Annotated in this window: 20 protein-coding genes and 1 riboswitch; of the genes, 19 read left to right on the forward strand and 1 reads right to left on the reverse strand. The window is 58.3% G+C overall.

Going from position 1 to position 26,573, the window contains the following annotated elements; all coding sequences use genetic code 11:
- The first annotated feature begins 221 nt into the window (after positions 1-221).
- Both purL and AAGD24_RS08355 read left to right on the forward strand, forming a co-directional pair.
- Positions 222-4,127 (forward strand): phosphoribosylformylglycinamidine synthase, encoded by a 3,906-nt coding sequence (gene purL, locus AAGD24_RS08350; protein ID WP_379867083.1) that lies wholly within the window; start codon positions 222-224, stop codon positions 4,125-4,127.
- Positions 4,128-4,594: 467 nt separating this feature from the next.
- Positions 4,595-4,906 (forward strand): YqfO family protein, encoded by a 312-nt coding sequence (locus tag AAGD24_RS08355; RefSeq protein WP_036206488.1) that lies wholly within the window; start codon positions 4,595-4,597, stop codon positions 4,904-4,906.
- Positions 4,907-4,926: 20 nt separating this feature from the next.
- Here the strand turns inward: AAGD24_RS08355 and AAGD24_RS08360 are convergent, their stop codons facing one another.
- A complete protein-coding gene (locus AAGD24_RS08360) occupies positions 4,927-5,475 on the reverse strand; it encodes an NUDIX hydrolase (RefSeq protein WP_036206490.1) in 549 nt (182 codons plus the stop codon).
- A 102-nt stretch (positions 5,476-5,577) separates the two neighbouring features.
- Here AAGD24_RS08360 and AAGD24_RS08365 point away from each other — a divergent pair, with 102 nt between their 5' ends.
- The 17 genes from AAGD24_RS08365 to bluB all read left to right on the forward strand — a co-directional run bounded on the left by AAGD24_RS08365 (position 5,578) and on the right by bluB (position 26,558).
- Positions 5,578-6,165 carry a CoA pyrophosphatase gene (locus AAGD24_RS08365; protein ID WP_007151652.1) on the forward strand — a complete coding sequence of 196 codons (588 nt, stop codon included), beginning with the start codon at positions 5,578-5,580 and terminating at the stop codon, positions 6,163-6,165.
- A gap of 207 nt (positions 6,166-6,372) precedes the next feature.
- On the forward strand, positions 6,373-7,065 hold the full coding sequence (locus AAGD24_RS08370; protein ID WP_379867086.1) for a GntR family transcriptional regulator: 693 nt from the start codon (positions 6,373-6,375) through the stop codon (positions 7,063-7,065).
- 15 nt (positions 7,066-7,080) lie between these two features.
- Positions 7,081-7,506: a cobalamin B12-binding domain-containing protein gene (locus AAGD24_RS08375; RefSeq protein WP_007151650.1), complete on the forward strand. Its 426-nt coding sequence runs from the start codon at positions 7,081-7,083 to the stop codon at positions 7,504-7,506.
- 60 nt (positions 7,507-7,566) lie between these two features.
- On the forward strand, positions 7,567-8,988 hold the full coding sequence (locus tag AAGD24_RS08380) for a phenylacetate--CoA ligase family protein (RefSeq protein ID WP_036206496.1): 1,422 nt from the start codon (positions 7,567-7,569) through the stop codon (positions 8,986-8,988).
- A complete protein-coding gene (gene meaB, locus AAGD24_RS08385; RefSeq protein ID WP_379867088.1) occupies positions 8,989-9,969 on the forward strand; it encodes a methylmalonyl Co-A mutase-associated GTPase MeaB in 981 nt (326 codons plus the stop codon).
- The gene (locus AAGD24_RS08390; RefSeq protein ID WP_075194588.1) at positions 9,956-11,653 is read left to right on the forward strand and encodes a methylmalonyl-CoA mutase family protein; all 1,698 of its coding nucleotides are present in this window, start codon (positions 9,956-9,958) and stop codon (positions 11,651-11,653) included. The genes meaB and AAGD24_RS08390 overlap by 14 nt, the downstream gene beginning before the upstream one ends.
- A 42-nt stretch (positions 11,654-11,695) precedes the next feature.
- Complete coding sequence (locus AAGD24_RS08395; protein WP_036206502.1) at positions 11,696-12,253, forward strand: cob(I)yrinic acid a,c-diamide adenosyltransferase; 558 nt, start codon at positions 11,696-11,698, stop codon at positions 12,251-12,253.
- A gap of 28 nt (positions 12,254-12,281) precedes the next feature.
- Positions 12,282-13,301 (forward strand): threonine-phosphate decarboxylase CobD, encoded by a 1,020-nt coding sequence (cobD, locus tag AAGD24_RS08400; RefSeq protein ID WP_379867090.1) that lies wholly within the window; start codon positions 12,282-12,284, stop codon positions 13,299-13,301.
- A 51-nt stretch (positions 13,302-13,352) separates the two neighbouring features.
- A riboswitch (cobalamin riboswitch) is annotated at positions 13,353-13,561 on the forward strand.
- 144 nt (positions 13,562-13,705) lie between these two features.
- Positions 13,706-15,517, forward strand: a complete 1,812-nt coding sequence (locus AAGD24_RS08405; RefSeq protein ID WP_379867091.1) for a TonB-dependent receptor plug domain-containing protein — start codon at positions 13,706-13,708, stop codon at positions 15,515-15,517.
- Positions 15,518-15,539: 22 nt separating this feature from the next.
- Entirely contained in the window at positions 15,540-19,751 is a 4,212-nt protein-coding gene (locus AAGD24_RS08410) for a cobaltochelatase subunit CobN (RefSeq protein ID WP_379867093.1), read from the forward strand.
- Positions 19,745-20,641 (forward strand): cobalamin-binding protein, encoded by an 897-nt coding sequence (locus AAGD24_RS08415; protein WP_379867094.1) that lies wholly within the window; start codon positions 19,745-19,747, stop codon positions 20,639-20,641. Before AAGD24_RS08410 ends, AAGD24_RS08415 begins: the two co-directional genes overlap by 7 nt.
- A gap of 33 nt (positions 20,642-20,674) precedes the next feature.
- Complete coding sequence (locus AAGD24_RS08420) at positions 20,675-21,628, forward strand: iron ABC transporter permease (protein WP_036206521.1); 954 nt, start codon at positions 20,675-20,677, stop codon at positions 21,626-21,628.
- Positions 21,628-22,398 carry an ABC transporter ATP-binding protein gene (locus AAGD24_RS08425; protein WP_379867096.1) on the forward strand — a complete coding sequence of 257 codons (771 nt, stop codon included), beginning with the start codon at positions 21,628-21,630 and terminating at the stop codon, positions 22,396-22,398. Before AAGD24_RS08420 ends, AAGD24_RS08425 begins: the two co-directional genes overlap by 1 nt.
- Before the next feature lie 13 nt (positions 22,399-22,411).
- Positions 22,412-23,740, forward strand: a complete 1,329-nt coding sequence (locus AAGD24_RS08430) for a cobyrinate a,c-diamide synthase (protein WP_379867097.1) — start codon at positions 22,412-22,414, stop codon at positions 23,738-23,740.
- A complete protein-coding gene (cobO, locus tag AAGD24_RS08435) occupies positions 23,733-24,344 on the forward strand; it encodes a cob(I)yrinic acid a,c-diamide adenosyltransferase (protein WP_126810324.1) in 612 nt (203 codons plus the stop codon). The genes AAGD24_RS08430 and cobO overlap by 8 nt, the downstream gene beginning before the upstream one ends.
- 15 nt (positions 24,345-24,359) lie before the next feature.
- Positions 24,360-25,817, forward strand: a complete 1,458-nt coding sequence (locus tag AAGD24_RS08440; RefSeq protein WP_379867099.1) for a cobyric acid synthase — start codon at positions 24,360-24,362, stop codon at positions 25,815-25,817.
- Positions 25,818-25,835: 18 nt separating this feature from the next.
- The gene (gene bluB, locus AAGD24_RS08445; protein WP_379867101.1) at positions 25,836-26,558 is read left to right on the forward strand and encodes a 5,6-dimethylbenzimidazole synthase; all 723 of its coding nucleotides are present in this window, start codon (positions 25,836-25,838) and stop codon (positions 26,556-26,558) included.
- The last annotated feature ends 15 nt before the right edge of the window (positions 26,559-26,573 follow it).

Genomic DNA, 26,573 nt, shown 5'->3' on the forward strand with positions numbered 1-26,573 from the left:
GGTCATACTGGGGTGGTCAATGAATCTGCTCGGTTAATGTGCAAAACAATGTAAATTATAGCGGCCGGTTTATAACCTTTTGACGCTGTATCCCGGTGCGTGTTTCAAGTATCATTGCGGCCTTTCAGATGGCCGGCCTTTTCCTGTTTGCCTTGTACTCCGTCGATACGGAACACAGGATGCTGCACCGGCTCCCAGTCTCGCGCGTACAGGTTTTGATCATGCTTGAACTTCGCGGCGCTCCCGCGCTCTCGCCCTTTCGTTCCCGCAAGCTGCATACTCGCCTCCAGGACATCGTGCCTGCGGTGGAACATGTGTATGCCGAGTTCATGCACTTCACGGATCTTGAGTTCCCGCTGTCCGAATCCGATCAGGCGGTACTTGATCGCCTGTTGACATACGGTCCCAGTGTTTCCGCTGAAGAGCCTGATGGCGTGCTTTTCCTGGTGGTTCCGCGCCCGGGCACCCTTTCACCCTGGTCAAGCAAAGCGACGGACATCGCCCGCAACTGTGGCCTGCGGCAGATTCGGCGGATTGAGCGGGGTATCGCCTATTACGTGAAAGCCAACCGCAAGCTGAGCCTCGAGCAGCGGGAGAAGATTGCGGCGTTGCTTCACGACCGCATGACCCAGAAAGTCTTCCACGAGATGGGCGGTGCGGAATTGTTGTTCCATACCGACGAGCCGCGCACCCTTAACCGAGTTCCGGTGCTTTCTGGTGGGCGTCAGGCACTGGTAGATGCCAATCGCTCACTGGGCCTGGCGCTGGCTGAAGATGAGATCGATTACCTGGTGAAGTCCTTCTCGGACCTGGAACGTGATCCCACCGATGTTGAGTTGATGATGTTCGCGCAGGCCAACTCAGAACATTGCCGCCACAAGATTTTCAACGCCTCCTGGGATATCGACGGCGAAGGGCAGGAGAAATCCCTGTTTGCGATGATTCGCAATACCTTTGAGATGAACAGCGAGGGCGTGCTTTCCGCTTATAAGGACAACGCGTCGGTCATCGCCGGCAGCTGTGGGGGGCGTTTCTTCCCGGAGCCCGAAACCGGTGTGTATCGCTATCATGAGGAAGATATCCATATCCTAATGAAAGTGGAAACCCACAACCATCCGACCGCGATAGCGCCGGCGGCTGGTGCTGCAACCGGTTCTGGTGGTGAGATCCGTGATGAAGGGGCAACCGGGCGTGGTTCCAAGCCGAAGGCGGGCCTCAGCGGGTTCACGGTATCCAACCTTAACATCCCGAATGACCCGCAGCCCTGGGAACTTGGTTACGGGAAGCCGGAACGAATTGCCTCGCCTCTGGATATCATGATTGAAGGTCCCATTGGCGGTGCTGCCTTCAACAATGAGTTCGGCCGTCCCAATCTCGCCGGGTATTTCCGGACCTTTGAGGAAGTGGCGCCCGGTGCCGGTGGCGAAGAGGTACGCGGTTATCACAAGCCCATCATGATCGCTGGCGGCCTGGGTAATATCCGGGCGAACCATGTGGAGAAAGGCAATATTCCTGTGGGGGCCAAGTTGATCGTCCTCGGCGGCCCGTCCATGTTGATTGGTCTGGGCGGCGGCGCTGCATCGTCCATGGATTCCGGATCCAGCAACGAGAACCTGGACTTTGCGTCGGTCCAGCGGGATAACCCGGAAATGGAACGTCGCTGCCAGGAAGTGATTGATCGTTGCTGGCAAATGGGCGACGACAACCCCATATGCTTTATTCATGACGTGGGAGCTGGCGGCCTGTCCAACGCCATGCCGGAACTGGTCAAGGACGGTGGTCGCGGTGGCCGTTTCGAACTGCGTGACATTCCCAGCGACGAGCCGGGCATGTCGCCCCTGGAGATCTGGTGTAACGAATCCCAGGAACGTTACGTGATGGCGGTGGCGCCGGAGAACCTTGAACAGTTTGATGCCCTGTGCCGCCGTGAGCGTTGCCCCTATGCGGTGATCGGCGAAGCCACCGAGGCCCACCATCTGGAACTCGGGGATTCGTATTTCGACGACCGCCCGGTTGATCTGCCGATGGACGTTCTGTTCGGCAAGCCGCCCCGCATGCACCGCAGCGTGTCACGCTCCTCATTCACTAAGCCCATATTTGATTCCACAAAAATTGATCTGAACGATGCGGTAAGCCGTGTTCTGAGGCTGCCGTCGGTGGGCTCAAAGAGTTTTCTGATCACCATTGGTGACCGGACCATCACGGGGCTTGTCGCGCGTGACCAGATGGCGGGCCCCTGGCAGGTGCCTGTCAGTGATGTGGCGGTTACCTCGTCGTCTTTTGATGTGAAAACAGGCGAAGCCATGGCCATGGGTGAGCGCACACCGGTTGCGGTTATCGATGCGCCTGCATCCGGGCGCATGGCAGTGGGCGAAGTGATTACCAACCTGGCGGCCGCCCCTGTCGCCAAATTGTCGGATATTCGGCTGTCCGCCAACTGGATGGCCGCGGCAGGGCACCCGGGTGAGGATGAAAACCTCTATGAAACCGTTCGTGCGGTTGGTATGGAGCTTTGTCCTGCACTGGGTATCACCATTCCGGTGGGCAAGGATTCCATGTCCATGAAGACGGTCTGGGAAGAGGATGGCGGCGAGCAAAAAAGTGTTACGGCCCCGTTGTCGCTGATCATCAGCGGTTTCGCACCGGTGACGGATGTGGACAGAACATTGACCCCTCAGCTGGCGACAGATGCGGGCGATACGGATCTGATTCTGGTTGATCTTGCGGCGGGACAGAACCGCCTCGGTGGTTCAGCACTGGCACAGGTTTACCGGCAGGTAGGTGCGGTAGCACCGGATCTGGACGACCCGGAAGATATCAAGGCGTTTTTCGCGGTTATCCAGGGCCTGAACGCAGACAGCAAGCTGCTGGCGTATCATGACCGTTCGGATGGTGGCCTGTTCGTCACCCTGGCTGAGATGAGCTTTGCCGGGCACACCGGTATCGACATCAAACTCGATGGTCTTGCGGAAGATGCGTCCCAGTTCGCTCGTGAGCTCTTCAACGAGGAACTTGGCGCCGTGATCCAGGTTCGTCGGGAGGATACCGGGTTTGTACTACAGCAGTTTTCGGCAGCGGGTCTTGGTGACCACACCTCGGTAATCGGTACCGTCAACCAGGACGACCACATCCGCTATACCTTTGAGGGACAGTCGGTCATATCCCGACCGCGGGCGGACCTGCAGCGTCTTTGGGCGGAAACCAGCTATCGCGTGCAGTCGCTCCGTGACAACGCCGATTGCGCTCAGGAGGAGTTCGACAACCTGCTGGACAGCAGTGACCCGGGGCTTCACGCGGAACTGACGTTCGACCTCAACGACGATGTTTCCGCGCCATACATCAACACCGGGGCCAGTCCTCGGGTGGCGGTGCTGCGGGAGCAGGGTGTTAATGGACAGGTTGAAATGGCCGCCGCCTTTGACCGTGCCGGGTTCGAGTCCGTGGATGTTCACATGAGTGACCTGCTCTCCGGCCGGGTTTCCCTGGAAGGGTTTAACAGCATGGTTGCCTGTGGTGGCTTCTCTTATGGGGATGTTCTGGGTGCAGGTGAGGGCTGGGCCAAGTCCATCCTGTTCAATGATCGGGTTCGTGATCAGTTTGCCGCATTCTTCAACCGTCAGGACACCTTGGCACTTGGCGTTTGTAACGGTTGTCAGATGCTGTCCAACCTGCACGAACTGATTCCCGGCAGCGAAGGCTGGCCGCGTTTCGTACGTAACCAGTCGGAGCAGTTCGAAGCCCGGCTGGTGATGGCGGAGGTGCCCGCTTCTCCGTCGGCGTTCATGGAAGGCATGGCCGGCTCCAGGATGCCGATAGCGGTTGCCCATGGTGAGGGCAGGGTTGAGTTCCCGGCTGGAACGTCTGCAGACCAATTGAGTGATAGCGAGCTGATCGCGCTGCGCTACGTGGATAACCGCGGCGAGGTCACCACACGTTACCCATGGAACCCTAACGGATCTGAGGCGGGCATAACCGGTGTGACCACAAGGGATGGACGGGTCACCATCTTGATGCCCCATCCCGAACGGGTATTCAGAACCTCCCAGCTTTCGTGGCACCCTGCCGATTGGGGTGAAGACGCGCCATGGATCCGAATGTTCCGTAATGCGAGGCGTTGGTTCAGCTAAAGCCATAGCCTGAGCTAAAAAAGCCGGCCCCGGACGCACCATAAAGGTGACTCATCCAGGGCCGGCTTTTTTGTTTCTGGCGACGGGAGTTTTCAAGAATTTTCAAGGGAAATTTTTGTTTATAAGTGCGAAAATCCCCTTGACTCAAACGGTTTATGCACATTCCTGGTGCCATGCTGTGTGCAATGTGCACAAAGCACTGGGTTTAGGTTCATTTTTTGTTCGACAACTATAACTATATGAAATATAAGAACTTAATTAAGTAGGTGAATTTGTCGCCAATTTAACAAAAGTGCAGTAATTCCGGGGGATGGGGGCATGTTCCCCAAAACTTTCCCCAGAGTTATCCACAGATTCTGTGGGTAAGTAGCTAAATGCTTAATCTGTACAAAAATTATCCGTTGGAAGGGTGTCGGAATGGCCCGATTCTGTTCTGACACAACGGTGTTCAAGGGAGGATCTGACGAATGTACAAGATGTGTTATTTCGTGCCTGAGAGTCATCTTGAAACGACCAAAAGCGCCCTTTTTGAAGTGGGTGCCGGGCGTATTGGAGATTACGATTGCTGTGCCTGGCAATGTAAAGGTCAGGGGCAGTTTCGTCCGCTGGATGGCAGCCAGCCTTTTTTGGGCCAGGCAGGGGAAATTGAGCGTGTGGACGAATTCCGCGTTGAGCTGGTGTGCAAGGACGACCTTATTCAGGCGGCACTTCGAGCATTGAAACAGGCGCATCCCTATGAAGAGCCCGCCTATGAGGTGTTTCGTATGGAAGCGCTGTAGCGGCGGCCAGGCGTGGATATTTAGGCACGAGGCCCCATCCGGTACCGAATGTCGTCCACATGCACTGGGAAGTGCTCATTGCGAACGTCTTCCACATAGAGCTCAAGGGTGCGACGGACAGTGGGGAACGACAGCTCATCCCAGGGAATGTCTTCCAGCGCAAACAGCTGGGTTTCCAGCGACTCTTCGCCGGCCCCGAAGTCTTCGCTGGTGAGGGTGGCGCGATAGAACATGTGTACCTGATCAATGTGTGGCACATGAATGATGGTGTAGAGATTGTCCACCGTCACTTCTGCAAGCGCCTCTTCCCGGGTTTCCCTGGTGGCCGCTTCGAGGGTGGTTTCCGAGTTTTCCATAAACCCTGCAGGCAGCGTCCAGTAACCATAGCGGGGCTCGATAGCGCGGCGGCATAGCAGAACCCGCCCTTTCCAGACGGGAACCGTACCGGCGACGATGCGGGGATTCTGGTAATGTATGGTTTCACAACTGATGCACACGTAGCGGTGGCGATTGTCGCCTTGGGGGATGCGCTGTTCGACAGGATGGCCGCATGTGCTGCAGTATTTCATCTGTTTCACCATATACTGGACAAATGTGTGTTGGTAGCAAGTGTAACTATCTGCGCTGCCGGTGTCTCATTCAACAGTCAGAAGTCTTAACGGAGCCGTGTTTTGCGCGATCTTCTCACCAAACGCCTGTCAGGCTATGTACCCCGTTTGTTGACATTGGATTACCCCGAAGCAGCCGTACTCGTCCCGGTCACCAATGACCACGGAAACCCTGAAATCGTGTTTACCCTGAGGTCGGAAAACCTGAGTACCCACCGGGGGCAGGTGTCTTTCCCAGGCGGGCGGCGCGATCCGGAAGACCATTCCCTGGCCGATACCGCGCTGCGCGAGACCCACGAGGAAATCGGGCTGCCACCAGACCAGGTGGAACTGATTGCGCCGCTGAGCCAGGTCATGTCGCTGCATCAGATTCTCGTAACGCCTTACGTAGGGGTGATACCCGGCGATCACCCTCTTCAAGCCAATCCTGCGGAAATCGATAGTATTTTCCGGGTGCCCGTTGAGTTTTTCCTGGACGACAATCGAGAACGCACAGATCCGCTCAACTTCCTCAACAATACCTTCTATGTCCCCTGTTATCGCTGGGAACGCTATCAGATATGGGGCCTGTCTGCGGTCGTTCTGGTGGATTTCCTCAATGCGGTTTACGACGCCGGTATTGATTTGCTGGAGCCGCCGCCGAAACGCTGACCAGCGTCTCCTGACCCCTCCTTTCGAGTTCTCCTCTTTTTTTCGCGTTTATCAGCGGGCCCATTTCTTGGGCCCGCTGACGTTTTATGTGTCCCTGAATGCTCAAGTGTTAGACAAAGGTCTAATATGCTTGTAAATCGATCAGGTATTACATGGTGAATACTGTATGCAAACGACAAAAAGGAGTTGCGTCGTGGGGTGCGATCAATGAAAAAAATTCAAACCGAGAAAAACCTGCCGGAGTTGATTTACGACTCTGTGGTCAATGCGATCGTTGAAGGTTTGCTTAAGCCGGGTGAGCGGGTCACACAAGAGACGCTGGCCGAGAGACTTGATGTCTCGCGGTTGCCGGTAAGCCAGGCTATGCAGCGTCTGCGTGATGACGGGTTTCTGTCAGCGGTAGGGCGTCGGGGCCTGATGGTGTCGGTGCTTGATGAGAGTTTTGTGGCGCAGCTGTACGAATTCCGGTGTGGGATCGATCTGGTGAGTGCCGGGCTTGCCGCCCAGCGAGTGGATGCCGGGGCGCGAAAGCGAGGTGAGGACATCATTGCCGAAGGTTTCGCGGCAGGGAAAGCACATGATCTCCCCGCTCTGATCGATGCTGACATGCGCTTTCATGGCTTCATCTACGAGCTGGCGGGTAACACCTTCATCCTTGACTCAATGGAGGCGCACTGGAACCACGTAAGGCGCGTCATGAGTGACATTCTCATTGTCGAGAAAAACCAGAAACAGATCTGGGAAGAGCACGAGGCAATACTGAACGCGGTATTGGCCGGTGATGCACGGACTGCTGAAACACTTGCCAGAGAGCATGTGGAAACCGCATCAAAATGGCTTCAGAAAGAGATTCAAATCTGCCGTGAACCCCTGAAAAGAAGCGGGAGCACGATTAGTTAATCCAAGGAGAACGCGATGCAAAACAATGACAAAAATGCAGCTGTGATTCGGGTAATGTTGGCAAAAATCGGTCTGGATGGTCACGATCGCGGCATTAAAGTGGTCGCTCGTGCTCTGCGTGATGCCGGCATGGATGTGGTCTATACCGGACTGCATCGCACGCCTGAAGAAGTCGTGGACGCTGCCATTCAGGAAGACGTGGACATCCTCGGCATCAGCCTGCTGTCCGGTGCGCACATGCACATTTTCCCCAAGGTACTGGAGCTTCTGAAAGACAAGGAAGCTGAAGACATGATCGTTGCCGGTGGCGGTGTCATCCCCGACGACGATGTCAAAGAACTCTACCAGATGGGCGTCCACAAGATTCTTCTTCAGGACACTCCTCCGCAAGAAATCATCGATTCGTTCCGGCAAATGGTCGCAGATCGAGGTGCCCGATAGTCAGGGCCGTGGCCGCAGATTTCCTCAGACGACAACCAATAACAATATCAGGAGTCTCCGATGGAAGAGTGGAATTTTCCCCCCAGTTATCGCAACGACTATTTTCCGGATACGAACAGTCCCTACTGGTTCCGGGACCGGGAGACGATGGACCCGGAAAAACGCGATGAGTTGATTGTTGCGCGCATCCGCGAGGTGATGGCCTATGCCTACGACCACTCGCCATTTTACCAGCGCAAATGGGATGAGGCCGGTATAAAGGCCAATGACATCCGTACCCTCGCAGACTTCGAGGAAGTGCCCGTCGTCACCAAGCAGGAACTGCGCGATTCCCAGGCGAAAAATCCACCTTTCGGGGATTACCTCTGCTGTCCCGAAAGCGACATCCATCATATTCACGGCACTTCTGGTACCACCGGCCGACCCACCGCTTTTGGCATTTCCAGGCGTGACTGGGAAACCATTGCCAACAACCATGCCCGGATCATGTGGGGGATGGGGTTGCGCCCCGGTGATACGGTATTTGTGGCGGCGATCCTGAGCCTCTACATGGGGTCATGGGGGGCGTTGATCGGGGCTGAAAGACTGGGTTGCAAAGCCTTCCCCTTCGGCGCTGGTGCGCCCGGGATGACTGCGCGAGCGGTAACCTGGCTCGGAATGATGAAGCCAGCCGGGCTGTATTCAACGCCGTCTTACGCGTTAAGGCTGGCGGAAGTGGCCCGCGAGGAAGGGGTAGACCCGAGAGAATTCGGCATCAAGGTGCTGTTCTTCTCCGGTGAACCGGGCGGCTCTATTCCGTCCATCCGCGACAAGATTCAGCAGATCTACGGTGCCAAGGTAGTTGACTGCGGAACGATGGCAGAGTTGACCCCCTGGATGCATGCCTCCGGTAGCGCAGACACCGAGGGCATGCTGCTTTGGCAGGACATTGTCTACACCGAAGTGGCTGATCCCAACACCCATCGCCGGGTGCCATACGGCGATCAGGGAACGCCGATCTACACCCATCTCGAGAGAACGTCCCAGCCGATGATCCGGATGGTTTCCGGCGATCTGACCCATTGGGTGATGGAAGACAATCCCTGTGGTCGCACCTATCCCAGGCTGCCCAAAGGCATCTACGGCCGGATTGACGACATGTTCCAGATCCGCGGTGAAAACGTGTATCCCAGCGCCATTGCGGAAGTTCTGGAAGGCCTGGCTGGTTATGGTGGCGAGCACCGGATCATCATTTCACGGGGTGGCTCTATGGATGAGCTGGCTGTCAAAGCGGAGTTTGATCAGGAGGTCGCAGGCAGGGGCCCGGATGCGATCAGATCTCTCGGTGAGAAAGCAGAGGCTGAACTTAGCCGGGTACTGGGCGTGCGCGCACGGGTCGTCATGGTTGACCCCGAGACCTTTCCTCGCACGGACTTCAAAGCCCAGCGTGTGGTTGACGACCGCGATCTTTACCAGAGCCTCAACCAGAAGCGAGGAGGTTAAATGATTAACCGCATACCCTCGATGAAGCTCGCTGAACGTGTGCGGGAAGGGCATCTTCGCGCCATCGCCAGACTTATTACCCGCGTTGAAAGCGGCGGTGATGCTGAGGTGCGCGAAGCCCTGGCCGAGCTTTACAAAAGCACCGGCAACGCCCATGTGGTGGGCATTACCGGTGTGCCAGGAGCCGGGAAGTCCACCCTTGTCACGCAACTGGTCCATGAGTACCGGGCCAGCGGCCGCAAGGTCGGCGTTGTTGCTATTGACCCGTCCAGCCCGTACTCCGGCGGTGCGATCCTCGGTGACCGTATCCGCATGGGCGACCTGGTGTCCGACCCCGGCGTTTTCATCCGCAGCATGGCCACCCGGGGAACCCTGGGCGGCCTCGCCAGGCCAGCCCTGGATGCGGTTGATCTTCTGGATGCAGGCGGCTTTGACGTGGTCCTGATCGAGACGGTCGGGGTGGGGCAGGACGAGGTCGATATTGTCCGTGCCGCCCACACGACCGTGGTCGTCAACGCGCCCGGGCTGGGCGACGACATCCAGGCCATCAAGGCCGGCGTTCTGGAGATCGCCGATGTCCATGTGGTGAGCAAGGCGGACCGGCCGGACTCCAACAAAACCATTCAGGAACTCAAGGCCATGCTGATGATGAGCCTGGAGCCGGGCGAGGGAATCTGGCGGGTGCCCGTGGTGCCTACCAGTTCCGAAAAGAATACCGGTTTTGAGGACCTGATGGCCGCCATTGATCGTCACGCTGAGCACCTGGAAAAAAGCGGCGAAATCACCCAGCGGCGGCACCAGATTGCATTAACCCGGGTGGTAAAGGTTGCTGAAGAGATTGTCCGGGATAATTTTGCACGTGACAGCAGGTCGCAGACCGAAGAGCTGCTCAAGAAGGTTACCCAGCGCGAACTGGACCCCCATGGAGCCGCAGTAACCTTGTTAAAAGCCATGAAGGAGACCATTCATGAAGCGCACTGACCAGTATGACCCCGCTGCACTCAAGCACATGGAAAAAGAGTTCGACCAGTGGGAACAGAACGAGGTGTCGTCCTTTATCAAGCGGGCGCCGGAGAGCAAGACGGAATACACCACCGCCTCGGGAATGCCGACGAAACGTACCTACACGCCACTGGACCTGAAGAATACGCCCTTTGAGGATATTGGTTTCCCTGGGCAATACCCGTTTACGCGGGGGCCATACCCCACCATGTACCGGGGCAGGAACTGGACCATGCGCCAGATTGCCGGCTTTGGTACGGCAAGGGAAACCAACGGTCGCTTCAAGTACCTGATCGCCCAGGGCCAGACCGGTCTGTCCATCGACTTCGATATGCCGACGCTGATGGGTTACGACTCCAGCCATGCCATGAGCCAGGGTGAGGTGGGCCGCGAAGGCGTTGCCATCGACACCCTTGCCGACATGGAGGAGTTGTTCGACGATATTGATCTGACCAAGATCTCGGTATCCATGACCATCAATCCGTCCGCCTGGATTCTCTACGCCATGTACATCGCCTTGGCGCAGAAGCGGGGATACGATCTCAATGACCTGTCGGGCACCATCCAGAACGACATTCTCAAGGAGTACATTGCCCAGAAAGAGTGGATATTTCCGGTGCGGCCGTCGGTTCGCCTGGTGCGGGACTGCATCCAGTACGGCTCCGAAAACATGAAGCGGTACAACCCTATCAATATCTCCGGGTATCACATTTCCGAAGCCGGTTCGACAGCGGTCCAGGAAGTGGCGTACACCATGGCAACCACCATGGAGTATGTCAGGACCGCCATCGATGCGGGTGTGGATGTGAATGAGTTCGGGCCGCGCCTGTCCTTTTTCTTCGTCAGCCAGGCCGACTTCTTCGAGGAAATTGCCAAGTTCCGCGCAGCCCGGCGGGTCTATGCCAAGATCATGCGCGAAAAATTCAACGCCACCAAACCCGAGGCCAGCCGGCTTCGTTTTCACGCCCAGACTGCCGCGGCCACCCTGACCAAGCCGCAATACACCATCAACCCGATCCGTACCGCGCTTCAGGCACTGTCTGCGGTACTGGGTGGCGCCCAATCCCTGCACACCAACGGCATGGATGAAGCGTTCGCTATTCCAACGGAAGAGGCGATGCGTATTGCCCTGCGAACCCAGCAGATCATCGCCTACGAGACCAACATCACCCAGGTGGTGGACCCATTGGGCGGTTCCTACTATGTCGAGAACCTTACCGATGAGATCGAGAAGGAAGTCTGGAAGATTCTCGACGAAGTGGAAGAGCTCGGCGGCACGCTCCAGTGCATCGATGACGGCTACTTCCAGAGGGGCATCTCCGATTCCGCCTACGATTTCGCACTGCGCAAGGCCAGCGGTGAGCGTCCGGTTATCGGCGTCAACATGTTCGTGCAGGATGAAGAGGATGTTGAAATCGAAACCCATCCCCACGATCCGGAAACCGAACGCCGGCAGATTGAGCGCCTGAATAGGGTCAAGGACAATCGCGACGAGGAGAAAGTCCAGGACATGCTCAGGCAACTGAAAGAGCAGGCCGAGGACGAATCGGCCAATCTCATGCCCATCACCATCGAACTGGTGAAAGAGGGCGCCTCGATGGGCGATATTGTTGAAACCCTGAAAGGGATATGGGGAACCTATCGCGAAAAACCTGTAATCTGACCGGCTTTGAATACTGACAGAACCGGTTCACGGGAGACATGAATGGTCAGGCTCACCAAGATCTATACAAAAACCGGAGACAAGGGCGATACCGGTCTTGGCGACGGCAGCCGCGTCGCCAAGCATGACCTGCGTGTGGAAGCCTACGGCACGGTGGATGAGGCCAACGCAGTGATTGGTCTCGCGCGGCTGCATGTGGACGACGAACTGGACGTGATACTGGCACGCATCCAGAACGACCTGTTTGATGTCGGGGCGGATCTGTGCACCCCGATCGTGGAGAACCCGAAATACCCGCCACTGAGGCTCGCCGAGGGCAAGACCGTTGAGCTTGAGCAGGAGATTGACCGGTTCAACGCGGATATTCCGTCGCTTCGCTCCTTTATCCTGCCCGCAGGCAATGCTGCGGCTACGCATCTCCACCATGCCCGCACGGTAACGCGGCGTGCTGAGCGCATCATTGCTCAGCTACAGGAAGAGCAGGACATCAGCCGGTTGGTGCTGGAATACATGAACCGGCTGTCCGATTTGTTGTTCGTTCTTGCCAGACACGCCAACAACCAGGGTAAGGACGATGTGCTTTGGGTGCCGGGTGAATAATGCTGGCCCGCGACCAGGGTACTGAAGCGTGAATTTGTCGCCGCTGGAACATGGTGGCCGGTTACGCGCCGCCGCGAAGAAGTGGGCGATTCCGCTGGATCAATGGCTGGACCTGTCCACCGGTATCAATCCGAGTGGGTGGCCGGTTCCGGCGATCCCGGAAGAGGTCTGGCGCCGCCTGCCGGACCCTGACGATGGCCTGGAGCAACTCATTAGGCAATGGGTAGGTGCGCCGGACGCCGCTGCTTGTATGGCCTTGGCCGGCAGCCAGGCGGCAATCATGCACTTGCCCCGTATACGAAAGCCGTGCCGGGTAGGTGTGCCCTCTCCGGGGTACCAGGAGCATGGTCACAACTGGGCTGTTGCCGGCCATCGGGTGATCGAGATTGGCAACGACCAGCGAGAGGACGATGACGAAAGTTGGCTGGACGAGCTGGACGTGCTGGTGTGGATCAATCCAAATAATCCCACTGGCCAGGTTGTTGATCCGGACCGGTTGCTGAGCTGGCATCAGCGGCTTCAACGTCGCGGTGGGTGGCTGATTGTAGACGAGGCGTTCGTTGATGCCACTCCGGAACTCAGTGTCGGGTATGCGACCGACAGACCCGGTCTTATCGTCATGAGATCCCTGGGTAAGTTTTTCGGCCTGGCGGGCCTGCGGGCCGGAGCTGCGGTGGGAGACCCGGATATTGTTCGCCGATTGAGCGCAGTGATCGGGCCCTGGTCAATCAGTGGCCCTGCGCGATTTATCATGGGCCAGGCGCTGGCGGACACCCAGTGGCAGGCGGCGACGATGGGGCGGCTGCACAGTGAAAGCCAGCGGTTGGCGGACTGCCTGTCGCGGCACGGACTTGAAGGAGCCGCAGGAACTGCGCTCTTTCGATACGTTCGGCATGGCCGGGCGGCGGACATTGCAGGCGAGCTCGCACGGCGGGGAATCCTCGTTCGGGCGTTTGAGAATCCTGCTGCACTGCGGTTTGGACTGCCCGGTTCGGAACCGGAATGGACCCGGTTGGACCAGGCACTGTATTTAAGTCATCTGTATTGATTTAGCACATAAGGGCTGCTAGTTTGGCGCCCGATTCGATGAACACCGTGTTCAGGTAACGCTTTTTGCGGTATATCCCCGCCGGAAAGCGTAAAACGGGAAGTCGGTTAAAGTCCGACGCTGCCCCCGCAACGGTAAGTGAGCTAAAGGCAATCGAAAAAGCCACTGTGCGTCATGCATGGGAAGGTGATTGCCCCGGACCGGCCCATCGGCTGATCCACTCGCAAGCCCGGAGACCGGCCTGAATGCACACCGGAAGTTGCGGAGGGCGACGGCGGTGGGAGAGTTGCGTCGGTCTCACACCCGTACCCTGACTCGTATCCTGCCTCCCCAATCTCATACTCAAACTCCGCAACACAATAACCATCACGCGGGTGCGCGTGGTTTGCCAGCGAGTGTTGATTATGAGTTGTTCGAAGTCTTTGCCGGTTCTGTTTTCCGGCCTCCCCCTTGTGTTCCTGCCAGTTTCCAGTGCGCTAGCCGACGAAGAGGTAATGGTCTCGGCGCTTGACCCCATCGTTGTAACGGCCACGCTTGGTCCGAAGACCCGGGGCGAAAGTGACTCATCGGTCACGGTGATCGATGAAGAGGCGATTGAACGCTTGCAACCTCAAACGTTCGACGAGCTGCTGATGGGCCAACCCGGCATTGATATCACCAGTAACGGCTCGTTCGGTAAGAACACCAGTGTCTACACCCGGGGTACCGGCAGCGAATCCACGGTTTTCCTGGTGGACGGCATTCGTTTGCGCTCGGCCACCAGTGGTAGTGCTGCCTGGCAGTATTTCCCGCCGCAAATGGTGGAAAGGGTAGAAATTGTTCGGGGTTCCCGCAGTAACCTGTACGGAGCCGATGCCGTGGGTGGCGTTATCCAGGCCTTCACTCACAGTGCGGAAAAGGGGCGTGAAGGTTGGGTTCAGGCCGGCGGCGGCAACTTTAACACCCAGGAATATGTGGCCGGGACGGCCGGTACTGAAGGCCGGATGACATACAGTCTGAGCGCAAGCCATCTGGAAACTGACGGCACGGCCATTGTTGAAGGGGGCGAAGACAAGGGCTTTCGTAACACCTCAGCCCTGGCGTCCGTTGCTCACCAGTTCGACTCCGGTGGGGAAGCCGGCGTTGTCCTCATGCGTGCCCAGGGCAATACCGAGTTCGAGGGCGGTGATACCGATTTTGCTATCCAAACCGTTGGTGTTCGTCTGGACGCGCCGATCAGCGACTATTGGCGGAGCCGTATCCTGTTAGCCGAATCCATTGATGAGCAGGATACACGGGACGAATTTGGTGACAGCACCTTCGATACCAAAACCCGCAGTGCCCGTTGGGAGAACCAGATCAGTGTCGGCCGCCATGAGTACATCTTGGGCGGTGAACTCTTGATGGATGAAGTAGACAGCACCACCGACTTTGACGAAACCAGCCGCACCAACGCCGCTGTTTTTGGCCAGGCCCTGTTGAATTTTGGTCCGACGGACTTTCAGTTGAGTTTGCGCGCCGACGATAACGAGGCTTTTGGTCGTGAGGAAACCGGTGCGATCGCCATGGGTGTCGATATGGATCGCAACCACAGAGTAAGGGTGAGCTACAGTACATCTTTCCGGGCGCCCACGTTCAATGACCTCTACTTCCCGAACTTCGGCAATGCGGATCTTCAACCGGAAACTGCAGGTAGCGTGGAGCTCGGTATTGGCGGAAATTACGCCCGTTGGTTCTGGGATGCCGCGATCTATCAGACAGACGCTGATGATCTGATTGTATTTGTCTTTAGGGACGGTCGGTTCGCACCATTCAATGTTAACGAAGCACGCATCAGGGGGGTTGAGCTGAGTGCTGGCCTGGAATTGGACGAATGGACCGTGCAGGCTGGGGCGTCGGTCACCGACCCGCGTGACCGTGAGACCGATAATCGAATTCGTCGCCGTAGCGCGAAACAGTTCCGGGTGGATCTGGATCGGGACTTCGGCCGTGTGTCGCTGGGGACCACCGTGAAAGGCCAGGGGTATCGCTACGACGACGCCGATAATGAAGAGCGCATTGCCGGCTTTGTCACTTGGGACCTGCGGGCAAAGTGGGAAATCGACAGCCATTGGACCACCAATCTGACGGTTGACAACGTGCTGGACAAAGAATACGCCACGGCGCAGCGCTTTGATGGAAGTGCTTACATAGCCGCTGGCCGCACCGCAATGCTGACGATTCGCTACGACCTATGATCAACCATGGAGAGGTAAGGGCATGATTGATCGCCTGTATCGGACTCTGAGACGCCCGTTGTTCGGCTGCCTTTCCGGGCTTCTGTTAATGCTGTCCCAACCAGTGTCCGGCGCCACGGTATTTGGGGTAGTGTCTGAGCGTTCCGCTGCGGAGATGGCTGCTGGTGCGGAACGCTTCCTGACAGCCCAGCCAGATCACCGCATTATTCTGCGAACTCCGGAGCAGTTGGCAAACCTGGACAACAGCGCCCTCGACGATCTGGTGAGTCAGGCTGATGCCTTATTGATGGCGGCGGTTTTCGGAGAGCAGGTGGGCCGGATTGAGCGTGCTGTGGGCGAGCAGGCGGCCGTTCGCGAGTTTCCGGTTCTGGGGGTGAATGGCGACAGGGCGCTGACTGTATTATCACGATTACAGGGACGCAAGCCGCTGGAAGGGCTGGATGCCACAACCCTGAACAACCTGATGAAAGCGCCGGACCCAGGCACCGACTTGAAAGCCCATCTGGCAGAGCTTAAGGCCCGTTTCCCCGAACAGGAACCCTGGCTTGAAGGCCGGGCCCTATACCAGGGACGCACCCCGCAACACCTGGATGCCTTATTGCGTTGGTTGCTTGTTCAGGCGGGCGAAGAGCTTGACGTGCCGGAGTTGCCGCCCCGGTCGCTGATCCGCTATTACCGTAATGGTGAGGCCACAGATAACGCGGCGAACCTTAGCCTGCAATCCGGCCCTGTGGTCGCGCTTCTGGATCTGGACAGTGGTGATCGCCCCGGCGATCGGGCGCTGCTGGACGCAACCTGTGCAGCCCTGGAATCCAGAGGAATGCAATGCTTTGCGATTCTGTCCCGATGGGGTGGTGCCAGCCTGGAGGCTGTCCGTGCCCTGAATGAAACGGTAGGCCCGGCGACACTATCCGGTATTGTCAGTCTTCAGGACTTTATTATTGGAGGCGGTGAGGGTCGGCGTCAGGTCACGGAAGCGTTGGTCAGGTTGAATGTGCCGGTGATCAAGGGCTTGCGCCTGGCCTCCCGCACCACCAATCAATGGCAATTGTCGATCGATGGTATTCCATCTGACAAGGTTCACTACAAACTGGCGATGCCCGAGCTCCAGGGGGTCAGTCAGCCTATGGTGCTGGCTACTGCGGAGCCGGAAGTGATTGACGAAAACACCGGTGTGGCTCTGACTCTCACCCAGCCGGTGCCGGAGCGGGTGGACGCCGTTGCAGGCCGCCTGAAACGCTGGCAGACGCTGCAAGCCAGGGACAACGCCGACAAGCGCGTGGCCATCATTTACTACAATCATCCACCGGGCCGGCAGAATATTGGGGCGGACAATCTCGATGTGCCAGCTTCCCTATATGAAATGCTGCACTGGCTTAAAGCCGAGGGCTACGAAACCGGCCCGCTGCCGGAGAGTCCGGAAGCCCTTACCGACCTGCTCCAGCAACGAGGCGTGAGCCTGCCGGATGATCCTCGCGCGCTGAGGGAAATGGCCGGTGACGTTGCCTCAATGGCGGGCAGTACCTATCGTCAGTATCTCGAAACCTTGCCCAGGGTTGTCCAGCAGGAAATGGTCCATGGCCCCCTGGGTTATTTGCATGAGCGACTTGAGCAGGCACATAGGTTGGGCGAGAAAGAATTGGCAACCGGTCTGTTGAGTCGGGGCATTCGTGACTTGCGGCACCTGATTGAACACCTCCAGCACCCGAACCGAAAGGCGGCCCTGAGCCGACTGGACGAGTACGAAGCGCTCTGGCAAGCACGTCTCGATGAAGGTGGTCACAGTGGGGAACTGGATGACAGCCGGGTTGCGCTGGCCGATACGGGCATTCCCGGACTCAAGGGGTGGGGAGAAGCGCCGGGCCAGTCCATGGTGGTGGATGACAGGCTGATTTTCCCTGGGCTTCGATTCGGCAATATCTATATCGGTCCGCAACCGCCCCGGGGCTGGGAAGTGGACGAGGAATTGTTGCACGCCAACACCACCTTCCCCCCGACCCATCAATACGTGGGTTTCTACCACTGGTTACGGCATCACTACCAGGCTGATGCGCTGGTCTACGTTGGGCGACACTCAACCAGGGAGTTCCTGCCACGCCGCCGTGCTGGTTTGACGGGGGATGACTACCCCGATCTGCTGGGGGGTGACCTGCCATTGATCTACCCTTACATCGTCGACGGTGTGGGTGAGGGCATCCAGGCCAAGCGCCGGGCGCTGGGAGTCATGATCAGTCACCTGACGCCGCCGCTGGCCGCAACGGAGCTTTATGACGAACTGCTGGAGCTCCGACAGCTCGTGGAAACCTGGGAGTCCGCCAATGAACCCGACAGCCCTACCAGGGAGCGGGCGCTGAAAATGCTGCGGGAGAAAATCCAGGTGCTGGATATCTCCGACGATCTCGAACAGGAAATCGCTGGCGAAATGGGATTGTCGGTGGAAGAGGTTTCCCTCGATGAACTTTCACCCGACCTGCTGGTTCATGAAGCCGGCCACTATGTCACTGATATGCAGGAACACTTTATGCCCTTGGGGCTGCACGTGTTTGGCCGGGACTGGAGCACAGACATGGTGGACACCATGCTCGACTCCATGGCGGGTAAGGCCGGCAAGCCAGAACCGGCCTGGCGCACCGATCTTGAAGCGTCTCCTGCTTCTGAGCGCACCAGCTTTCTCAACGCGTTGAATGGCCGGTTTGTTGCTCCGGGGCAGGGCAACGATCCATTGCGAACGCCGGCGGTATTGCCAACGGGGCGCAATTTTCACGCCTTGTCGGATGACCTGATTCCAACCCGTGTGGCCTGGTCGCTGGCTGAGGAACTGGTCGAGGAGGCCAGGGCCACAAAAGACAGCACCTCAGAACAAAGCGATGCACTGGTGCTCTGGGCCTCGGATACGGTGCGAGACGAAGGGGTCATGATCGCGTTTGGCATGAAGCTTTTGGGTGTGCGCCCGGTGTGGAACAGTCGGGGCATCGTGAAAGGCCTGGAGCGTTTGCCCGCCGGCCCGGGAACCGATACACCCATTCGTCGCAATGTGGTTTTCACCACGTCCGGCTTGTTCCGGGATCTTTATGAAAGCCAACTGGAATGGCTGGATATGGCATCGCGTTACGCCTTGGCGGGTGCGGCGGAATCCATCAGGGCCGAGCACCCGGAGCTAAACGAGGCATTGGACCAGGCGTTATCGGTTCTGCCGGTTGACATGCGTAAGCCGGGCGAGGAATCCCTGTCCACCAACGGTGTTGCCGCCCACTGGGTCGCTGATGCACGGGTATTGCTGGTCGCAGGTGCGTCGGCTCGGGATGCGGGGGCAAAGGCCGCTTACCGGGTCTTCGGTACGGCTCCGGGCGCATACGGTGCGGGGGTTAACCGGCTTGCTACCCGCACGGGCGCCTGGCAGGACCGGGAGCAACTGGGTGACGCTTATCGCCGGCGCATGGGGCACGTCTATGGCAAGGGCAGCCAGGGTGAACCGGCTCACGATGCTCTCGACCGACAATTGCGGTCGGTGAACCATACGTATCTTGGGCGGGCCAGCCACCTCTATGGCCTGCTGGACAACGATGACGGTTTTGATTTCCAGGGCGGGCTGTCCAACGCCGTGGAGCACTTGCGTGGCAAGCCACCGCAGAACCGGGTGCTCCAGTACGCAGACCCGCGAAATCCCCGGGTGGATTCGCTTCAGCGAGCGCTGCAGGTAGAGCTGAGAGCCCGTAATCTGAACCCGCAATGGTTGGCCCCACTGATGGAGCACGGCTATGCCGGTGCCCGCACCATGGGCAGTGATTTTCTCGACAACCTCTGGGGCTGGCAGATCACAAGCCCACAAGTGCTTCGTTCCAGTGTGTGGGACGAGGTCAATGAAGTGTACTTTCAGGATCGCCACGGCCTTGGCCTGGACGACTTCCTGGCAGAGGGCCACAACGTGCATGTCAAAACCCACATGCAGGCGATTGCGCTCCTGGCCGCGAAACGGGGGTTCTGGGAGGCGGACGTCTTCACCCGTCAGGCCCTGGCACGTGACTTCGCCGGAAACATCATCGACCATGGCCTTCCCGGCAGTGGCCACACCCGTCCGGATCACCCCCTGATGGATTGGGTCGCGGACCAGTTGGACCCCCGGCAGCGGGAAGCCTTCGAGTCCGCGCGAAAAGGTGGGTCGGCCGACTTCCCCCCGATAGGCGCTGCCAACGATGATTGTCAGACTCCCGGAAACCAGAGGGCCTCATGTTGAAATCGTTCCGGCATACCGCTGCGCTGATGTCGTTAGCTCTGGCCATGTCACCGGGGGCTGTGGCCGGTACTGAGCGATGTGCAACCGACGACACCGGCCAGGAAGTCTGCCTTGAACAACCGGCCAGCCGGATCGCGGCCTTGTCTCCCGGAGCAACCGAACTTGTCTGGGCTGCAGGCGCCGGTGATCAGGTCATCGCGGTGGTTTCGTACAGTGATTACCCCGAGCAGGCGAAGCAGGTCACCTCTGTGGGTAGCCACACTCGCATGGACCTTGAGCGCGTGATGGCACTGAAACCTGATCTGGTCATTGGTTGGGTGACAGGCAACCCGCCGGAACAGATTGCGGCCCTGAAGGACCTGGGGTTGCCGGTATTCTCCATTGAACCCCGAAGTTTTGAGGGCGTTTCAAGCACCATCGAACGGCTGTCGATTCTGGCGGGTACCGAAGATGAAGGCTTTGCCGAAGCGGATCGTTTCCGCAAGGGAATGGCCGCACTGAAAAAACAATATCAGGGTGCGGAGCCGGTCTCGGTGTTCTATCAGGTGTGGGATGAGCCTCTGATGACCGTGAACGACGAGCACCTGATTGGTAAGGTAATCACGCTATGCGGAGGCGTGAACGTATTCGGTGATCTTGATCGCCTGGTGCCGAGGATCAGTGCCGAGGCGGTTATCGGCGCCAACCCTGAGGCCATTCTGGCCGGTGGCATGGGTGAAGAGAACCGGCACTGGCTGACCCGCTGGGAGGCTTTCCAGAGTATCGATGCCACCGCGAAGGAGAACCTGTACTTCGTTCCACCGTCGCTGATCCAGCGCCCGACGCCGCGTATTCTGAAAGGTTCACAACTGTTTTGCGAGAAACTGGATGATGCCCGTGCCAAACGTTAGTGGGAGACAGACCTTTTGAGCAGGCCTCTGACCATGCCACTTGTGTTGTTGGCTCTGGCCAGCCTCGTCGCCATGATGTTGTCGGTGGGTGTTGGCAGTGTCAGCGTGGCACCGGGAGACGTTGTCGCCGTCATTCTGGGTGAGGGCAGCAACCTGCAGCAAACCCTGGTGCTGGAATTGCGCCTGCCACGGACACTGTCCGCTTTCGCAACGGGCGGTTTGCTGGCCGTGGCCGGGGCTCTGATGCAGGTGCTGTTACGCAATCCGTTGGCGGACCCCTACGTTTTGGGGTTGTCTGGCGGTGCTGCCGTCGGGGCCTTGTTTGCGATGCTGGCGGGCCTGGGCGGTTTGATGATTTCGGGATCGGCTTTTGCCGGTGCGTTGTTGGCCACACTGATGGTGTTCGGTCTGGCCCATGGGACCGGAAGCTGGACGCCGTCGCGTTTGTTGCTCACCGGTGTGGTGGTCGCCGCAGGCTGGGGCGCGGTGATTACCCTGATGTTAGCGATCAGCCCAGCCCAGCGCTTACCGGGAATGTTGTACTGGTTGATGGGCGATGTGTCCTACGCTAGAACGCCCTGGCCCGCCCTGGCTTTCCTGGTGCTGGTGTGTCTTTTGGTGGTACCCCTGGGGCGGAGTCTTAACGTACTGGCACGCGGTCCCATGCAGGCGGCAGCCCTTGGAGTGGCGGTGCGACCGCTGGAATGGACGATCTATATCCTTGCCAGCCTGCTCACGGCCACCGCGGTCACCATGGCTGGCAGTATTGGTTTTGTCGGCTTGGTGGTGCCTCACATGTTGCGGCTGGTGCTTGGTAACGACCAGCGCCTGATCCTCCCTGCCTGTGCACTGGCTGGCGGCACCCTGCTGGTACTGGCGGATACCCTGGCACGGGTGGTGATTGCGCCCGAGCAGTTGCCGGTAGGTGTGATTACGGCATTGCTGGGTGTACCCACCTTCCTTTACCTGTTGTATCGGAGCCGCTGATGAATCCGTTGCAGGCTAGACAGTTGGTCATCGACATTCCCGGGCGGGGCGATGGGGAAGCGCTGAACTTTGCCGTGGAACCCGGGCAGATCTGGGGCGTTTTGGGGCCAAATGGTGCCGGCAAGACGACGCTCTTGCACACACTGGCGGGGTTGCGAGCACCACGTCACGGATCGGTTTGCCTGGGAGAGCATCCTTTGGCAGACCTGAAGCGCAGGACAATATCGCAACAACTGGGGATGGTTTTCCAGGAACGGCAGGACGGTTTTCCCGCGACGGTACTGGAAACGGCGCTGATCGGGCGCCATCCCTGGTTGTCACCCTGGCAGATGGAGTCCGGAGCCGATGAACGTCTTGCGAGAGGCGCTCTGGAACAGCTGGATGTGGGCCATCTCAGTGATCGGCTGGTGAACACACTCTCTGGCGGTGAACGCCAGAGAGTAGCCATTGCCACAGTGCTGACCCAGGCACCTGATACCTGGCTTCTGGATGAACCCACCAACCATCTTGATCTGCACCATCAGGTGTCGGTACTCCAGTTACTGACCGAGCAGGCGCGTAGTGGGCGTTCCGTCTTCATGTGTCTGCACGACCTGAATCTTGCGGCACGATGGTGTGACCATCTGCTGTTGTTGTACCCCAATGGCGAAGCCTGCTGGGGGCCTGCAGAACGAATGCTCGTGCCGGCCGCGCTTGAACGGCTTTATGATCAGGAACTTCTGACAGTGGAAGTGGATGGTGCGCCGCTATTTGTCCCTGTTAAGTATTGAACGTAGGAGCTATATGAAAGCAACCGTACCAGCCGCAATGATTACCGCACCAGGTTCTGGCCAGGGGAAGTCCATGGTGACCGCAGCACTGGCGAGATTGCATAGGAATGCCGGACGAAAGGTACGGGTGTTCAAGCACGGCCCGGATTACCTGGACCCGATGGTGCTGGAAGTCGCATCCGGACAGCCGGTGTACCAGTTACATCCGTGGATGACGGGAGAGGACGAGTGTCGCTGGCGTCTGATGGAAGCCGCGCAGGATGCCGACCTTATTCTGGTGGAAGGATCAATGGGATTGTTTGACGGTGACCCTTCCAGTGCGGACCTCGCCAAGCTGATGGGTATTCCCGCTCTGCCGGTCATTGATGCCCGCGGCATGGCTCAGACCTTTGGAGCGGTGGCTCTGGGGTTATCAAAATTCGACTCCGCGCTTCCGGTTTATCAGGTGATTGCCAACCGCATCGGCAGTCCCCGACATGGGGCTATGCTGCGGGAGAGCCTGCCTGAGGGGATCAGTCTGCTAGGGGCCATTCCCCGAAACGAGGCCATGAGTCTCCCAAACCGGCATCTTGGACTGGTTCAGGCCGGCGAATTGGGCGATCTGGAGCAGCGCCTGGACGCTGCCGCTGACGTCCTTGCGGAAGCAGGGCTGGATGGCCTGCCGCTTCCCGTGACGCTGGAAGCTGAACCCCCGGAGTCCCCACCACCGTTGCTTGAGGGCGTTCGCATCGCCATTGCCCGGGACGCAGCGCTGAGTTTTATTTACCGCGCCAATCTGGACCTGTTGCAGGCGATGGGGGCAAAACTGTCTTTTTTCTCCCCGCTGATAGATTCAGCATTGCCAGACGCCGACGCCCTCTGGTTACCAGGCGGGTACCCGGAACTTCATGGTGCCACTCTGGCCGGTAACCGTCCGATGTTGGAGGCGATTCGCAACCACTACAGCGCCGGTAAACCCATGCTGGCCGAGTGTGGCGGGTTAATGGCCTGTGTGGAGGAACTGGCGGACCACGACGGAGAGATCCACAACCTGCTCGGAATTATCCCCGGTCGCGCCAGTATGGCCGGCCGCCTGCAGGCGCTGGGTTTGCAGAGCCTGAATACCGAGCAGGGGCAGTTGCGGGGGCATACCTATCATCACTCGCGACTGGAGACTGACTGGCACCCCCTGGCCCGAACCCGCAAGGTTGCGGGCACCGAGGCTGAACCGGTGTATTGCCGGAAGGGGCTGGTGGCCAGCTATTTCCACGGCTATTTTCCCTCCGCCCCAGAACTGGTGGCCGGAATTTTTCGCGGGCAGGCCATTCGCCCGCTTATCGATAAGGAGCCTGACCATGCGTGAACGCGCCAAAGACCCCGAACGCCATGCTCGCCGCATGGATGCAAAGCAGAAGATCATGCAGGAGCGCATTTCCCGTGCCCAGAAAGAACAGGGTGTGCTGCTGGTGCTGACCGGCCCGGGCAAAGGCAAGAGCAGTTCCGGTTTTGGCATGGTGGCCCGGGCGCTCGGCCATGGCATGAAAGTGGGTATTGTCCAGTTCATCAAAGGCGCATTCAGCACCGGTGAAGAAGCGTTCTTCCGCGAATTGCCCAACGTGAGTTATCACGTGATGGGCCAGGGCTATACCTGGGATACCAAGAACCGGGAGCAGGACGTGGAGGCAGCCAATGCCGCCTGGGATGTGGCCGCCAACATGTTGAAAGACGACAGCTACGACCTGGTCCTGCTGGACGAACTCAACATCGCCCTGAAGTACGACTATATTGATCTCGACCGTGTTCTGGACGACCTCCAGGGCCGCCCGGAGATGCAGCATGTGGTAGTGACCGGTCGGTCGGCACCGCAGGAACTGGTGGACCTGGCGGACACTGTCACGGAAATGGGTGTGGTCAAGCATGCCTTCAAGGATCAGGGTGTGAAAGCCCAGAAAGGCGTCGAGCTGTAACAGGGGCTGCTATCCATGACCACGTTGATGATACAGGGAACGACTTCCGATGCCGGCAAAACGACGGTCGTCGCCGCCCTGTGTCGGTGGCTGGCGCGGCAGGGTGTTTCCGTAGCGCCTTTCAAACCCCAGAACATGGCCCTGAACAGTGCGGTTACCGTAGACGGCGGTGAAATAGGCCGTTCCACGGCACTTCAGGCACTGGCCTGCGGGCTCGCCCCGCATAGCGATATGAATCCGGTGTTGCTCAAGCCCCAGAGTGACTGCGGTGCCCAGGTAATCCTGCGAGGCAAGGTTCACGGCAATATGAACGCTCTGGATTACCATGCCTACAAGGCCGAGGCGATGGCCTCTGTGATGGAGGCATGGCGTGACCTGAGTGCCCGCTATGACGTAATCATTGCCGAAGGGGCTGGTAGCCCCGCCGAGATCAACTTGCGTGCGAATGATATTGCCAACATGGGCTTCGCCGAAGCGGCCGATTGCCCAGTGCTCCTCGTCGGCGATATTGACAAGGGTGGTGTATTTGCCCAACTGGTGGGCACGCTTGAACTCATCACCGAGAGCGAACGAGCGCGCACGAAAGGCTTCGTTATCAACCGTTTTCGGGGCGATATTGCCTTGTTGAAGCCAGGCCTGGATTGGCTGGCCGAACGCACTGATAAAGCCGTAGCTGGCGTATTGCCGTATCTGCATGGCTTGGTGATTGACGCAGAAGACAGCGTTGGCACCAGTGGCACCAATGAACCCGATGCACTGAATGTGATCGTCCCGGTGTTACCTCGCATCAGCAATCACAATGACTTTGACCCCCTTCGTCTGCACCCGGGCGTCAACCTCCAATTCATCGGCCCCGACCAGCGGATTCCTCCGGCTGACCTGATCCTGTTACCGGGCAGCAAAAGCACCCGGTATGATCTGCAATGGCTGAGATCCCAGGGCTGGCCTGAGGCTATTCAGAAACACCTCCGTTATGGCGGCAAGGTGTTAGGCATTTGCGGTGGCTTTCAGATGATGGGGCGGTCGGTATCCGACCCGGACGGCCTGGAAGGGGATGCCGGTACCACGCCTGGCCTTGAGTTGCTCAACATGACCACACGGATGGTTGCCGGCAAAACGCTGAAGGACGTTTCCGGAGAATTAACGCTTGGCAGTGGAAGGGCGGGGTTCACAGGTTATGAGATGCATAACGGTATTTCCTGTGGCCCCGCGCTTGAACGCCCCATGGCGACACTGAATGGGCGGCCTGAAGGCGCAGTGAGTGAGGACGGTCAGATAATTGGAACCTATGTTCACGGCATTTTCGATCAGCCTGAAGCGACCCGTGAGATACTCGAATGGGCGGGCTTGGGAGCTCAGCATCAGGCCGTAGACTACAAGGCACATCGCCTGGAACAGTTGGATCGCCTGGCAGATCTCGTTGAGGAGTGTCTGGACACGGGATTTCTGAAGCATCTGCTGGGACTCAATTGACGGTATTAGAGGCAAAGAATGACAGACGACAGAGCTCACCAGCCAAACCAGAATCGCCCCTTTAGTGACGAAGAAACGAGCGGGCTCTATCGTGCTATCCATGAACGCCGGGATGTGCGCTCGCAGTTTCTTCCTGATCCGATTCCCCCGTATGTCCTCGCCCGATTGCTCGACGCGGCCCACCACGCACCCTCCGTCGGTTTTATGCAGCCGTGGGACTTTCTCGTAATCGATAGCAAGTCAGTTCGCAGCGCAGTGCTTTCCATTTTCGAGGAAGAGAACCGGAAAGCCGCGGAAAATTATGAAGGCGAGCGCAATACACAGTATAAGAGTCTGAAGCTCCAGGGCATCCTGGAAAGCCCGATTAATCTATGCATCACCTGTGACCGAAGTCGCGGTGGTAGCCATGTGCTGGGGCGTAACTCGATCGTTGAAACGGATCTTTTCAGTACGTGCCTGGCGGTACAGAACTTTTGGCTGGCAGCAAGGGCTGAAGGGATTGGTGTGGGCTGGGTCAGTATTCTGGATCAGGAAAAGCTGGCGAAGACACTCAAGCTCCCCGAACACGTGTACCCGTTGGCCTACCTGTGCCTTGGCTTTGTCAGCGAGTTTCTTGAACAGCCTGAGCTTCAGAAAAAGGGGTGGCGTTCGCGGTTGCCTCTGGCTGATCTCGTGCATGGAAGCACCTGGGATGAGCCGTTGACGGAACCGGCGTTAGAAGCAGAGATCAGGAAAGGTTAAAGTAGTGGCCAAGAC

Source organism: Marinobacter sp. M5B (genome assembly GCF_042604615.1).
GTDB lineage: Bacteria > Pseudomonadota > Gammaproteobacteria > Pseudomonadales > Oleiphilaceae > Marinobacter > Marinobacter salarius.

Coding starts and splice junctions, on each gene's coding strand:
- purL (WP_379867083.1), top strand. CDS start 222: ATGCTTGAACTTCGCGGCGCTCCCGCGCTCTCGCCCTTTCGTTCCCGC.
- AAGD24_RS08355 (WP_036206488.1), top strand. CDS start 4,595: ATGTACAAGATGTGTTATTTCGTGCCTGAGAGTCATCTTGAAACGACC.
- AAGD24_RS08360 (WP_036206490.1), bottom strand. CDS start 5,475: ATGAAATACTGCAGCACATGCGGCCATCCTGTCGAACAGCGCATCCCC.
- AAGD24_RS08370 (WP_379867086.1), top strand. CDS start 6,373: ATGAAAAAAATTCAAACCGAGAAAAACCTGCCGGAGTTGATTTACGAC.
- AAGD24_RS08375 (WP_007151650.1), top strand. CDS start 7,081: ATGCAAAACAATGACAAAAATGCAGCTGTGATTCGGGTAATGTTGGCA.
- AAGD24_RS08380 (WP_036206496.1), top strand. CDS start 7,567: ATGGAAGAGTGGAATTTTCCCCCCAGTTATCGCAACGACTATTTTCCG.
- meaB (WP_379867088.1), top strand. CDS start 8,989: ATGATTAACCGCATACCCTCGATGAAGCTCGCTGAACGTGTGCGGGAA.
- AAGD24_RS08390 (WP_075194588.1), top strand. CDS start 9,956: ATGAAGCGCACTGACCAGTATGACCCCGCTGCACTCAAGCACATGGAA.
- AAGD24_RS08395 (WP_036206502.1), top strand. CDS start 11,696: ATGGTCAGGCTCACCAAGATCTATACAAAAACCGGAGACAAGGGCGAT.
- AAGD24_RS08405 (WP_379867091.1), top strand. CDS start 13,706: ATGAGTTGTTCGAAGTCTTTGCCGGTTCTGTTTTCCGGCCTCCCCCTT.
- AAGD24_RS08410 (WP_379867093.1), top strand. CDS start 15,540: ATGATTGATCGCCTGTATCGGACTCTGAGACGCCCGTTGTTCGGCTGC.
- AAGD24_RS08415 (WP_379867094.1), top strand. CDS start 19,745: ATGTTGAAATCGTTCCGGCATACCGCTGCGCTGATGTCGTTAGCTCTG.
- AAGD24_RS08420 (WP_036206521.1), top strand. CDS start 20,675: ATGCCACTTGTGTTGTTGGCTCTGGCCAGCCTCGTCGCCATGATGTTG.
- AAGD24_RS08425 (WP_379867096.1), top strand. CDS start 21,628: ATGAATCCGTTGCAGGCTAGACAGTTGGTCATCGACATTCCCGGGCGG.
- AAGD24_RS08430 (WP_379867097.1), top strand. CDS start 22,412: ATGAAAGCAACCGTACCAGCCGCAATGATTACCGCACCAGGTTCTGGC.
- cobO (WP_126810324.1), top strand. CDS start 23,733: ATGCGTGAACGCGCCAAAGACCCCGAACGCCATGCTCGCCGCATGGAT.
- AAGD24_RS08440 (WP_379867099.1), top strand. CDS start 24,360: ATGACCACGTTGATGATACAGGGAACGACTTCCGATGCCGGCAAAACG.
- bluB (WP_379867101.1), top strand. CDS start 25,836: ATGACAGACGACAGAGCTCACCAGCCAAACCAGAATCGCCCCTTTAGT.